At 63.0% G+C, this 11853-nt stretch carries 12 protein-coding genes; 8 read left to right on the forward strand and 4 right to left on the reverse strand.

Annotated features, from left to right (window positions below; all coding sequences use genetic code 11):
* Positions 1–10 precede the first annotated feature (10 nt).
* The 3 genes from O3303_RS08940 to O3303_RS08950 all read right to left on the reverse strand — a co-directional run bounded on the left by O3303_RS08940 (position 11) and on the right by O3303_RS08950 (position 3731).
* Positions 11–1687 (reverse strand): GMC oxidoreductase, encoded by a 1677-nt coding sequence (locus tag O3303_RS08940; RefSeq protein ID WP_269561715.1) that lies wholly within the window; start codon positions 1685–1687, stop codon positions 11–13.
* A 160-nt stretch (positions 1688–1847) separates the two neighbouring features.
* Entirely contained in the window at positions 1848–2729 is an 882-nt protein-coding gene (locus O3303_RS08945; protein WP_269561716.1) for a sugar phosphate isomerase/epimerase family protein, read from the reverse strand.
* A 378-nt stretch (positions 2730–3107) separates the two neighbouring features.
* The gene (locus tag O3303_RS08950) at positions 3108–3731 is read right to left on the reverse strand and encodes a histidine phosphatase family protein (RefSeq protein ID WP_269561717.1); all 624 of its coding nucleotides are present in this window, start codon (positions 3729–3731) and stop codon (positions 3108–3110) included.
* An 85-nt stretch (positions 3732–3816) separates the two neighbouring features.
* Here O3303_RS08950 and O3303_RS08955 point away from each other — a divergent pair, with 85 nt between their 5' ends.
* From O3303_RS08955 to O3303_RS08980, 6 genes are all read left to right on the forward strand, one after another.
* The gene (locus tag O3303_RS08955) at positions 3817–4269 is read left to right on the forward strand and encodes a hotdog fold thioesterase (RefSeq protein WP_269561718.1); all 453 of its coding nucleotides are present in this window, start codon (positions 3817–3819) and stop codon (positions 4267–4269) included.
* A complete protein-coding gene (locus O3303_RS08960; RefSeq protein WP_269561719.1) occupies positions 4266–5486 on the forward strand; it encodes a chorismate-binding protein in 1221 nt (406 codons plus the stop codon). Before O3303_RS08955 ends, O3303_RS08960 begins: the two co-directional genes overlap by 4 nt.
* Before the next feature lie 102 nt (positions 5487–5588).
* Entirely contained in the window at positions 5589–7514 is a 1926-nt protein-coding gene (menD, locus tag O3303_RS08965; protein ID WP_269561720.1) for a 2-succinyl-5-enolpyruvyl-6-hydroxy-3-cyclohexene-1-carboxylic-acid synthase, read from the forward strand.
* A 124-nt stretch (positions 7515–7638) separates the two neighbouring features.
* Positions 7639–8463 carry a 1,4-dihydroxy-2-naphthoyl-CoA synthase gene (gene menB, locus O3303_RS08970; protein WP_269561721.1) on the forward strand — a complete coding sequence of 275 codons (825 nt, stop codon included), beginning with the start codon at positions 7639–7641 and terminating at the stop codon, positions 8461–8463.
* A 186-nt stretch (positions 8464–8649) separates the two neighbouring features.
* On the forward strand, positions 8650–9159 hold the full coding sequence (locus O3303_RS08975; RefSeq protein ID WP_269561722.1) for a hypothetical protein: 510 nt from the start codon (positions 8650–8652) through the stop codon (positions 9157–9159).
* 120 nt (positions 9160–9279) lie between these two features.
* Entirely contained in the window at positions 9280–9654 is a 375-nt protein-coding gene (locus O3303_RS08980; protein WP_269561723.1) for a DUF6370 family protein, read from the forward strand.
* Positions 9655–9788: 134 nt separating this feature from the next.
* On the opposite strand, the gene O3303_RS08985 is transcribed toward O3303_RS08980, so the two are convergent.
* Positions 9789–10001 (reverse strand): hypothetical protein, encoded by a 213-nt coding sequence (locus tag O3303_RS08985; protein ID WP_269561724.1) that lies wholly within the window; start codon positions 9999–10001, stop codon positions 9789–9791.
* Positions 10002–10223: 222 nt separating this feature from the next.
* Here O3303_RS08985 and O3303_RS08990 point away from each other — a divergent pair, with 222 nt between their 5' ends.
* Entirely contained in the window at positions 10224–10676 is a 453-nt protein-coding gene (locus tag O3303_RS08990) for a hypothetical protein (protein WP_269561725.1), read from the forward strand.
* A 23-nt stretch (positions 10677–10699) separates the two neighbouring features.
* Complete coding sequence (locus O3303_RS08995; RefSeq protein ID WP_269561726.1) at positions 10700–11851, forward strand: AMP-binding protein; 1152 nt, start codon at positions 10700–10702, stop codon at positions 11849–11851.
* Positions 11852–11853 lie beyond the last annotated feature (2 nt).

The raw sequence follows: 11853 nt of genomic DNA on the forward strand, positions 1-11853 counted from the left end.
ATGGGCGGGATTAGACGTTTTGTTTTTTCAGCTCGCTCACGGCGTGGTCCACGGCGCGGGCCGTGAGGGCCAGGTAGGTGAGCGACGGGTTCTGGCAGGCCGCCGAGGTCATGGCTGCGCCATCGGTTACGTACACGTTGGGGGCGTCCCAGACCTGGTTGTACTGGTTGAGCACCGAGGTTTTCGGGTCGCGGCCCATGCGGGCGGTGCCCATTTCGTGGATACCGCCGCCCAGCGTGTAGCCGTTGTTGTAGGTCTTCACGTTCTTCACGCCAGCCTTTTCCAGCATTTCCTGGGCATCCGCCATCATGTCGATGCGCATTTTCTGCTCGTTGTCGCGGATGCTGGCGTCCATCACCAGCACCGGCAGGCCCCACTTGTCTTTCTGGGTTTTAGAGAGCGAAATCTGGTTGTCGTGGTAGGGCAGGGTTTCGCCGAAGCCCATGATGCCCATCGTCCAGTCGCCGGGCTCGGTCAGCGCGTCCTTGAAGTCGCCGCCGATGCTCATTTCGGCAATGTCGCGGCCCCAGCCCTCGCGGCCGGCGCTGCCCTGGTAGCCGAAGCCCCGGATGTAGTCGCGCTTATCGCCGAACAGGTTGCGGTAGCGGGGCACGTAAATGCCGTTGGCGCGGCGGCCGTACACGTATTTGTCTTCGTAGCCGGGCATTTCGCCGTGGGCACCGGCCCGGAAGTGGTGGTCCATCACGTTGTGGCCCAGCTCGCCGCTGCTGCTGCCCAGGCCGCCGGGCCACACGTCGGTGGCCGAGTTCATCAGCACCCAGGCCGAGTTCAGGGCCGAGGCGTTCAGGAAGATGATTTTGGCGTAGTACTCATAGGTCTGGTTGGTTTCGGCGTCCAGAATTTCCACGCCCTTGGCCCGCTTGGTATCCTTATCATATAGGATGCGCGTGACGATGGAAAACGGCCGTAGCGTGAGGTTGCCGGTGGCCACGGCCGCCGGCAGCGTGGCCGACTGCGTGCTGAAATACGCCCCAAACGGGCAGCCCAGCCAGCACTTGTTGCGGTACTGGCAGCTGACGCGGTTGTTGTGGTTCTGGGTGATGTTGGCCGTGCGGCCGATGATCATGCGGCGGTGCTCGTAGTGCTTTTTGAGGCGGGCGGCCACATCCTTCTCCACGATGTTCATCTCCATGGGCGGCATAAAGTCGCCGTCGGGCAGTTGGGGCAGGTTTTCGCGCGAGCCGCTGATGCCGGCAAACTTCTCGGCGTGGCTGTACCACGGAGCCAGGTCCTTGTAGCGGATGGGCCAGTCGACGGCAATACCGTCCTTGGCGTTGGCCTCGAAATCGTAGTCGCTCAGCCGGTACGACTGCCGGCCCCACATCAGGGAGCGGCCGCCCACGTGGTAGCCTCGGAACCAGTCGAAGGGCTTGGTTTCCACGTAGGGGCTTTCCTTCTCGTTCACCCAGTAGTCCAGGTTGGTTTCGTTGAGGGTGTAGTCGCGGCTCAGGACCGGGTGGTCCTTGATCATCTGCTCAGTTTTGCCGCCCCGGTGCTCGTATTCCCAGGGGTTCTTGTTGGCATTCACGTAGTCCTTGATGTGCTCGATATTGCGCCCCCGCTCCAGCATGAGGGTCTTCATACCCTTCTCGGTCAGCTCCTTGGCCGCCATGCCGCCCGAAATACCGGATCCAATGACGATGGCGTCATACGTGTTCTTTTCCATAGAATGTGGTGGGATGAGGGTAGGCAGTTGAAGGCAGACTATTTACCAGCACGTCATTCCGAGCGGAGCCGAGGAATCTCGCCAGCGGGTAATCAAATTACGTTGACAACGTCAGCACGCGAGATGCTTCGCTCCGCTCAGCATGACGTTCTTTTGGTAGCTACACCAAGGTGCGCTTGATGTAGCTGATGCTTTGCTGGATGCTGTCGAAGGGGGAGCCGGGCGTCTGGTCCTGCTCCACGAAGAAGTGCTTGAGGCCCGACGTTTTCGCCTGGGCAAAGATGCGCTTGAAGTCGATGGAGCCGTTGCCGACTTCCGTGAAACTGTGCGGCGGCGTCTTGGCCATGTCCTTCACATGCCAGAGCGGGAAGCGGCCGGGATGCTTGCTGAACAGGGCCACCGGGTCGTGGCCGGCCTTGGTGGCCCAGTACAGGTCCAGCTCCATCTTCACCAGGTCCTTATCGGTGCTGAGCAGCACGTCGTAGGGCAGCTTGCCGTCCTGGGCCATAAACTCGAAGTCGTGGTTGTGGTAGCAGAGCTGGATGCCGGCCTTTTTGCACCGCTCACCGGCCTTGTTCAGGCGCTCGGCCAGCAGTTTGTAGTGGTCGAGGCTACCGCGCTCCGACTCGGTTAGCCAGGCGCACACCATGTACTTGATGCCCACTTCGGCCGCGTCGTCCACGGCCTTGTCCCAGCCGTGCAGGATGGTGCCGGCCGTGGGCTGGCCGTTGTTCTGCTGCTCACCCAGCAGATAATGGCTGCTGGGCATCCGCAAACCGGCTTTTTTGAGGGCCTGGGCAAACGCCGCCGGCGTCATGTCATAATACTTCAGGCTACCCGTGTAGGTGGCGCCTTCCACGGTGGTGTAGCCCAGCTTGGCTACTTGCGCCAGCGTGCCCACCGGGTCTTTCTGCATAGCCTCCCGCAGCGTATAGAGCTGCAGCCCGATGTCGGTCTGGCCCTTAGCCAGCAAAGCGGGAGCAGCCAGTACGCCGGCGGAGAGCACGGAAGCGGACTTTACAAAGGCACGTCTGGATAGCATAGTGTCAGGAATGGGATGGGAAACAGAATTGCGTTTTTCCGGGCGGCACCTGCATCTGCGTTCAGGACGGCAGAAAGCAGCAGCTCCAGGGAGCCGTCCGGACTTTACCACTTTCGGGCAGACAGCACACGCGCTGCCTATTACTTGTTGCGAGTAAGTTACAAGTTGTTATTGCTAAACAAAATGCAGCTCGACCGTTAATCCTCCCTGCCAGCCTTCTTTCCTGCGTACAGTAGCGTTACGCCCATATTTCATAGGATAATGAACAAGCATAATTTTTCTCGGAAAACTGAAATACACAGCCCGGCCGGCCGCGCCGGCGGGCTATATTATAAAATATAATTATTGCTGGCTGCGCCCGGTCCGGCCCCTCCCCTGCTACCCGGGCTCCTGCAGATGCGCCACGTCCAGGAAGCTGCGCACCGTGAACATCGAGCCCGAGTAGTGCAGCTGGTACAAACCCAGGTTGCGGTGGTCGAAGGCGTCCATGTAGCGCAGCGGGTAGTTGAGCAGCTGGCACAGCAGCACCCGCATGGCGCGGCCGTGCATGCACACCAGCACCGTTTCCTCCGCCGGCCGCGACTTCAGCAGCTCAATAAACGGGCGCTGGCGGGCGGCCACTTCGTCGGGGCTTTCGCCGCCGGGCAGGCGGGCGGCGGTGTTGCCGGCCGTCCACTGGCGCAGCACGCCGTAGTACTCCTCGTCTTCCTCGGGCGAAATCCGGGTGCCTTCGCGGGTGCCCCAACTGATTTCGTTGAGGGCCACGTGCTGCTCGTGGGGCAGCTGCTGGTCGAGGAAGCCCTGCACCGACTGGTGGGTGCGGCGCAGCGCCGAGGTATACACCCGGTCGAAGGGCAGGTGGGCGTAGGCCGCGTGGAAGCGCCCGGCCTGCTGGTGGCCGGTGGCGTTGAGGCTGGAGTCGATGCCGCTGCCCTGCACGATGCCGCGCACGTTGAAGTCGGTCTGGCCGTGCCGAATGAGGTATATTTTTTTGACGCTCACTTTCCCGCTAGCTTTGCTGTTTATGGGGTCAAAAGTAGCCTTTCAGGCCCCGAAATCCGCATCCGCGTCCTATTTCCCCTCGCTAATGAATTCCGAACGCCTTTCCTCCGACCTGGCTCAGCTCAACGCCTTGTGCCGCAACACGCTGGGCGAGCAACTGGGGATTGAAATAACAGCCGTGGGAGAGCGGAGCCTCACCGGCCGCATGCCCGTCGACCGCCGCACGCACCAGCCCATGGGCCTGTTGCACGGCGGCGCCTCCGTGGCGCTGGCCGAAACGCTGGGCAGCATTGGGGCGCAACTGCAGGTAGACGTACGCACAAAAGCGTGTGTCGGGCTGGAAATCAACGCCAACCACCTCAAAGGCGTGCATTCGGGCTACGTGGTGGGCCACGCCACGGCCCTGCACGTGGGCCGCAGCACGCAGGTGTGGGAAATCCGCATCACGCACGAAGAAACCGGCGTGCTGGTGTGCGTCAGCCGCATTACCATGGCCGTCATCGACCTGCCGGGCGGCCCCCAAAACCCGGCCGCGTGAGCAGCCTGCAGCGCCTTTCCTGGCACCCCGACTTGGCCCCAGCCGCCCGCCAACGCCAGTTGGTGGCGCTGGCGCTAAGCAGCGGGCGGCCCGTGGCGCTGTGGCGGCTGCCGGGCGCCGCGCACGCCCAACTATGCCTGAGTTTGCGGGTAGAAGCGGCCTATGTGGGGCTGCCACCCGCGCTGGAGCCTACCGCACCGGCCGGTTTCGCCTTCTTCCCCTTCCAGGATTCCGACCACAACCCGCCGCTGTTTCTGCCGGCTGACCTGTTTTTTGATCTGGCCCAGCCCGACGAAATCCAGGTCAGCAGCACGGCGGCGGCGCGGCTGCCAGCTCTGCGGCAGCAGTTTATGGCGCTGGCCCCGGCGGCCGCTTTGCCCTGGCACGTGAGCCCGCAGCCCGCCCCGGCGGCGGCCTCGCAGCCTGAGTATGAGGCGCTGGTGACAGCCGGCGTGGCGGCCATCACCAGCGGACAGGTGCAGAAAGTGGTGAGCAGCCGGGCCGTGCGGCGGGAGCTGCCGGCGGGGTTTGATGCTCTGCAGGCCTTCGAGGAGCTGCAGGCGCGCTACCCCAACGCCTTTGTCTCGGTGGTGAGTGCGCCGGGCGTGGGCACCTGGCTGGGCGCGACGCCCGAGGTGCTGGCCGAAGTGGGGGCCGACGGCATATTCCGGACGATGGCGCTGGCCGGCACGCAGCCGCTGCTGCCGGGGCATCGGCCCAGCGAGGCTATCTGGCGGCAGAAGGAAATCGAGGAACAGGCCCTGGTGGCGCGCTACATCGTCAACTGCTTCAAGCAGCTGCGGCTGCGCGAGTACCAGGAAACCGGCCCGCGCACCGTGGCCGCCGGTGAGGTGCTGCACCTGCGCACCGACTTTGCCGTGGACCTGCGCAAGGTGCCGTTTGCCACGCTGGGCACCGATATGCTGCGGCTGCTGCACCCTACGTCGGCCGTGGGCGGCATGCCCCGGCAGGCAGCTCTCGACTTCATTGCCCGCCACGAAGGCTACGACCGGGCCTACTACAGCGGCTTTCTGGGCCCCGTAAACCTGCCCGACGCCGGCGTGGCCCGCCTCTACGTGAACCTGCGCTGCCTGCAGCTGCGGCCCACCGAGGCCATCCTCTACGCCGGCACCGGCCTCACCGTCGACTCCGACCCAGCCCGCGAGTGGCAGGAAACCGAACTAAAGCTGCGCACCGTAGGCGCTATTCTGAAGTAACGCCAAGCTCCAGCTTGGTGACTCGTTGAACGTCTCGGCCCGTCAGCTGTTCAACGCACACCGTTCACCGACTCACCAGGCTGGAGCCTGGTGTTACTGACTATGCAAGCCGTCCATAACATCCCCGAAATCTGCGCGCAGCTGGGCATCACCGACGTGGTACTCTCGCCGGGCAGCCGGTGCGCGCCGCTCACCATTGCCTTTGCGCGCCACCCGGGTATTGCGGTACGCACGGTACCCGATGAGCGGGCGGCGGCCTTTATTGCCCTGGGTCTGGCGCAGGCGCAGCGGCGGGCGGTGGCGCTGGTGTGCACCTCCGGCACGGCCGGCCTCAACTATGCGCCCGCCGTAGCCGAGGCCTACTTTCAGCAGATTCCGCTGGTGCTGTTCACGGCCGACCGGCCACCGGAATGGATTGATCAGCTTGATGGCCAGACCATCCGGCAAACCGACCTGTACGGAGCCCACGCCAAAGGCTCGTTCACGTTTCCGGCCGACACCGCGCACGCCGATGCCCAGTGGCACGCCACGCGGATTGTGAGCGAGGCAATTGGGCTGGCGCAGCAGTTTCCGGCCGGGCCGGTGCAGGTGAATGTGCCGCTGCGGGAGCCGTTCTATCCTAAGCAGGGCGAGGAGTTGCAGTTTGGCCCGGTGAAGGTGACGCGCGAGCTGCCCGGCCGTCCCCAGCTGCCGGCCGCCGTGCTACACGAGTTGCGCGACGCCGTCCAGCGCACCAGCCGCGTGCTGGTGGTAGCCGGCCAGCACCCCGCCGACACCGAGCTGCTGCTGGCGCTGCAGCAGTTTGCCGCCACCCACCACGTGCCCGTCGTCGGCGACCTGATTGCCAACCTGCACCTGCCCGCTGCCGCCGGCTACGACCAGCGCCTGCGCCCGCTGGGCCGCCAGGACGTGTTTATGGCCGTGCCGGAGCCGGGCCTGAAAGAAGCCCTGAAGCCGGAGCTGCTCATCACCTTCGGCCAGTCGCTGATTTCCAAGGCCCTCAAGCTCTACCTGCGCAACGCCAAGCCGGCCCAGCATTGGCACATCCAGCCCGCCGGCGCCGTAGCCGACACGTTCCAGTCGCTGACCAAAGTGGTGCGGATGGAGCCGGTGGATTTTTTTGCAGCGCTGAGTGAAGTCAGTGTACATCCGCACGAAACCGCTCACCAAGAACAGGCTACTCGTTCGATTCCAGTTGGACCCACCACAAACGTGAAGCCGCAGGGATTCGAACCGTCTGCGTCATCCATCATTGCCAGAGCCGACGCCACCCGCGTAGCCTCACGCCCGCAGCCGCTAGGCGAGCCGGTGCGGCTGAGCTGGCCCACGCCGGACGCCGACCCGGCCAAAGCAGCGTACCTCAAGCCCTGGCTGGCCGCCGAAAGCTGGGCCACGAACTTCCTGCAGGACTTCATACAGCAGCCCAACCAGCCGTTCAACGAATTCACGGCCATCTACCACGCCCTGCAGCACCTCCCCGACCGCACAGCGCTGCACCTGGCCAACAGCATGGCCGTGCGCTACGCCAACATCCTGGGGGTGCCGGCCGGCCGCACCGTGGAAATATTCGCCAACCGCGGCACCAGCGGCATCGATGGCTGCACCAGCACGGCCGTGGGCGCGGCCCTGGCCCAGCCCGGCCGGCCGGTGGTGCTGCTCACCGGCGACGTGGCCTTCTTCTATGACCGCAACGCTTTCTGGCACAACTACCCTATGCCCAATCTGCGCGTGGTGCTGCTCAACAACCACGCGGGCGGCATTTTCCGGCTCATCGACGGGCCCCGCCAGCAGCCCGAGCTGGAGGAGTTCTTCGAGACGCGGCAGCCGCTGCGCGCCGAGAATACGGCCCGGGATTTTGGGCTGCGCTATTTCGCCGTTTCCACATTTGCTGAACTAGAGTCGGCGTTACCGGTTTTCTTTGCAGCCGAAACCGGCGCGGCGCTGCTCGAAATCACCACCGACAGCGCCACCAACGCCGACTTTTTTGAACACTACCGGGCCTTGGTCCGCACTTCTTTTTCCTCGTGAACGACACTGCGAAACACTGCGTCAACACTGCGAAACACTGCGAGAAATAGCATACAACGACTTTTCTCGCAGTGTTTCGCAGTGTTGACGCAGTGTTTCGCGGTGTTCTAAACCAGTTCTTTCTATGTCAGAACAACTCACTTGGACTCCGATCAAGGAGTTCCGCGAAATCCTCTTCACCCAGCACGGAGGCATCGCCAAAATCAGCATCAACCGCCCGCAGGTCCACAATGCCTTCACGCCGCTCACGGTGCAGGAGATGATTGAGGCCATGCGCATCTGCCAGGACCGCACCGATATCGGCGTCATCATCCTCACGGGTGAGGGTGGCAAGGCCTTTTGCTCGGGCGGCGACCAGAGCGTGCGCGGCCACGGCGGCTACGTGGGCGAGGACACCGTGCCCCGCCTGAACGTGCTGGAGCTCCAGAAAATCATCCGCTCCATCCCGAAGCCGGTGGTGGCTATGGTGGCCGGCTGGGCCATCGGGGGCGGCCACGTGCTGCACGTAGTCTGCGACCTAAGCATAGCCGCCGAAAACGCCCGTTTCGGCCAGACCGGCCCGAACGTGGGTTCGTTCGACGGCGGCTTCGGTGCCTCCTACCTCGCCCGCGTGGTGGGCCAGAAGAAGGCCCGCGAAATCTGGTTCCTCTGCGACCAGTACGACGCGCAGGAAGCCCTCGACATGGGCCTCGTGAACAAAGTGGTGCCGCTGGACAAGCTGGAGGAAACCACCGTGGCTTGGTGCCACAAAATCCTACAGAAAAGCCCGCTGGCGCTGCGCATGCTCAAATCCAGCTTCAACGCTGAGCTCGACGGGCAGGCTGGCATTCAGGAGCTGGCCGGCAACGCCACACTGCTCTATTATCTCTCCGAGGAAGCCAAGGAAGGCCGCAACGCCTTCATCGAGAAGCGCCAGCCCGACTTCTCGAAGTACCCCAAGTTCCCGTAACGGCGGCGCTCCATCAACGAGTAGCAAACGGCCTGCCCCATCGTTGGGGCAGGCCGTTTTTATTCTGCATAGTGGCTTATCAAGCGCTGTACAGCAGTTTTAGGATACGGCAGCGCTATATTGAGCCGCGGCGACGGCCAGGGCTGCCTGCAACACAGTTCGTCGTCTTAACCTCATTTTTCCGCAATGGCTGACTATCAGGTAAAATCACATTCTACCCGCACTTTCACACTACGGGAAGCAGACGCCGTACTGGGCGAGCTGACGTACACCGAGTGGTTTTCTTTTAAAGCGCTGCTAAATCTGAGCGACAGCCCGCCTCTGCAAATCGAGCCGAAGGGTTTCTGGGGCACCACCATCGAGCTGAAAGAGCAGGGTGAAGTACTACTGAGCTTCAAGATGCACTGGAACGGCAATATTCTGCTGAAGTCCCGGATGGGCGGCGTGAACCAGACCTTCGTTCTGAAAAGCCGCTCGCTGCTGAAAAACGAGTACGTTTTGCTGAACAAAGCCGATCAACAACTCCTACTGATCCGGCCCGACTTCAGATGGAACAGCGCCAACTACGACTACACTATCAGCAGCAACGAGGATTTTGAAGCGCTGGCTGCCAAGCATGTGCTCTTGCTGATTGCCGTTCATTGCACCAACTATTACCTGACGATGATGACGTCAACCGTCCTTCTCTCGGCATAACCGCTTCTCACATAGTGGCTGAACACTTTTGGACTGCTGTTGTGAAATAGCCGCAGAAAATACGGACGCTTGCCGCGCTTAATGCCTATCTTTCTCAACAGGCCTCATTTCCCTTCCACAATGAAAAACGTCCTCCCTTTGCTGCTCTCGCTGCTTTTGCTGCTGGCCACTTCACCTGAGCTACGCGCCCAATCGGTATCAGGCCCAACTTCGAGCATGGCTGCTCCTAACCCAGCCGTACCGGTGTTGCAGGTGGATGCGTCCTGTGGCCAATGCCGGTTTGGACTGAAGGGCAAAGACTGCGACTTGGCTATCCGCATGGATGGGAAGGCATATTTTGTAGATGGCACCACCATCGACTCGCACGGCGACGCGCATGCCGATAACGGCTTCTGCAACACGGTGCGCAAAGCCGAAGTGCAAGGCTCAGTGGTTGACAACCGGTTTAAAGCAACTTACTTCCGTCTTCTACCAGAGCCCACGAAGTCCAAGTAGACACCGCAGCTGCCTGAAGGATATTTAGAGAACTATTGGCAGCAGTCTGTCCTGCCTTCAGCATAAGCTTGCTGAAGCATTTCTATCGTTTTAGATAAGCGTACTGCGCGTCTTGCTACGGTTGCTCGCAGGCCTCAGAATATCGACCCATAGGCTTCGCAGCCGCTGCACCAGCCGAAGAAGTCGCGCAGCCGGGCATCCTTTTCCTGCCGCTTGCGCTGTTTGCGGGCTTCGCGCAAGGCGCGGGTACCGGTTTTGGTAGCGTCGAGGTAGTGGCGCAGCGTGATGCAGCGTCGGAGCACGACGGTTTTGACCAGGGCAAACGGGTTGGGGGCGGCAGTGGTCATGGCAGAAGCAAAAAGTATAAGCCTGCCACTTAATATACCTTTTTTTCTGGTCTGCAACCAGGCGCGCAGCATAATTCCTCGCACACCTCAGGGAGTTTTGCGGGCAATGGTGGTTGTGTTCGGGCGCGGTGGGCAGCCACTGTAGCGGCCCGCAGCCCACGCCGGAAGCTTGCCCCGGCACTTTGCACCCGGCAAGGTGCCAGTCCCTGCCCGCGCTACACTATGAACAACCCCGATTTTCACCTGGCCATCCAGCGCATTAGGCGGCTACACTGGCTGCATTTCCCGGCGCAGGCTCTGCTGATGGCCGCCGTGGTGCTGGCCGCCGGCCGGCAGCTAAGCCCGGCCGGGGCCGGCCCCGAGCCCCGACTGGCCACCTGGCCCGCGCTACTGGGTTTGGGCGTGCTGCTGCCAATGGTAGCCGCGCTACTTTATGCCACGGCCCGCCGGCTCCGCCCTAACCTGCGCCGGCTGGCCGAAGAAAATCTGCGCATCTACAAAAGCCGCCTGATTTTGCGCAACAGTCTGCTGAATTTGCTAAGCTTGCCGCTGCTTATCGGCTATTCCCTGACCCGCACCTGGTGGCAGCTGGCCAGCGCCGGGCTATTGGTGCTGGTCTTGTGCCTGGCTACGGCTCCTTCCGCCAAGAAATACCAACGCTGGCTGCTACGCTGATGCTGCCAAGGCCTTTTTCCTCTATGAATACTTCCGCTACCTCCGCCGACCTGCTTCTGCCCGATTCTCTCCTGCTCAACGGCCGCGAGTTCCGCTACGCCGATATTCAGCAGTATCCGGCCAACTCGCCGCAGGACCTGAACGGCTACGAGGCCCGCGTACTGGACTTTGTGCGGCAGTGGCTGAACGGCGCCCAGGAGTTCGGCCTGCGTACCTCAGGCTCCACGGGCAAGCCCCAGCTGGTGCAGATGAAGCGGCGGCAGCTGGAAGCCTCGGCCCGCCGCACCGGCGACTACTTCGACCTAGGCCCCGGCGACCGGCTGCTGGTGTGCCTGAACTGCGAGTTTGTGGGCGGCCTGATGATGCTGGTGCGCGGCCTGGAGCGGCGCATGCACCTGACCATCGTGGAGCCCCACGCCGACCCGCTGGCGCTGGTGCCAGCCGGCGCCGAGTTCGACTTCACCTCCTTCGTGCCGCTGCAGCTGCGCACCGTGCTCGATGCCGGCCACGCCCCGCGCCTCAACCGCATGAAAGGCATTCTGGTGGGCGGCGCGGCCGTGGAGCGCAGCCTCGAAACCGAAATCCGGAAGCTAAAAGTGCCGGTGTACGTGACGTACGGCATGACCGAAACCGCCTCGCACATTGCCCTGCGCCGCCTCAACGGCCCCGACGTGCAGACCACTTACCGCGTGCTGCCCGGCATCCACGTCGGGCAGGATGCGCGCGGCTGCCTCACCGCCCGCGCCGACGTCACCCTCGACCAGCTCATCATCACCAACGACCGGATAACGCTTTCCGACGACGGCCACCGCTTTGAGTGGCTGGGCCGCGCCGACTTCGTGATTAACAGCGGCGGCGTGAAGGTGCAGGCCGAGAAGGTGGAACTGGTGCTGGAAGTGGCCCTCACGGAGCTGGGGCTGGGCCGCCGCGCCTTCGTGGCCGGCCGCCCCGACCCGCGCCTGGGCGAGCAGGTAACGGCGTTTCTGGAAGGCGCGGCCCTGCGCCCGCAGCAGCAGCAGCAGCTTCTGGCCCTGCTCAGCCAGCGCCTCGACAAGTACGAAGTGCCCCGCGACATGGTGTACGTGCCGCAGTTCCGCACCACCGCCTCGGGCAAGCTCGACCGGCTGAGTACCGTCCGCGGCCTCGCGCCCGCGCCGGGTGTGGGCGGCCGGTAGCG

Origin of the sequence: Hymenobacter canadensis, from assembly GCF_027359925.1 — a bacterium.
GTDB classification, from domain to species: Bacteria; Bacteroidota; Bacteroidia; order Cytophagales; family Hymenobacteraceae; genus Hymenobacter; species Hymenobacter canadensis.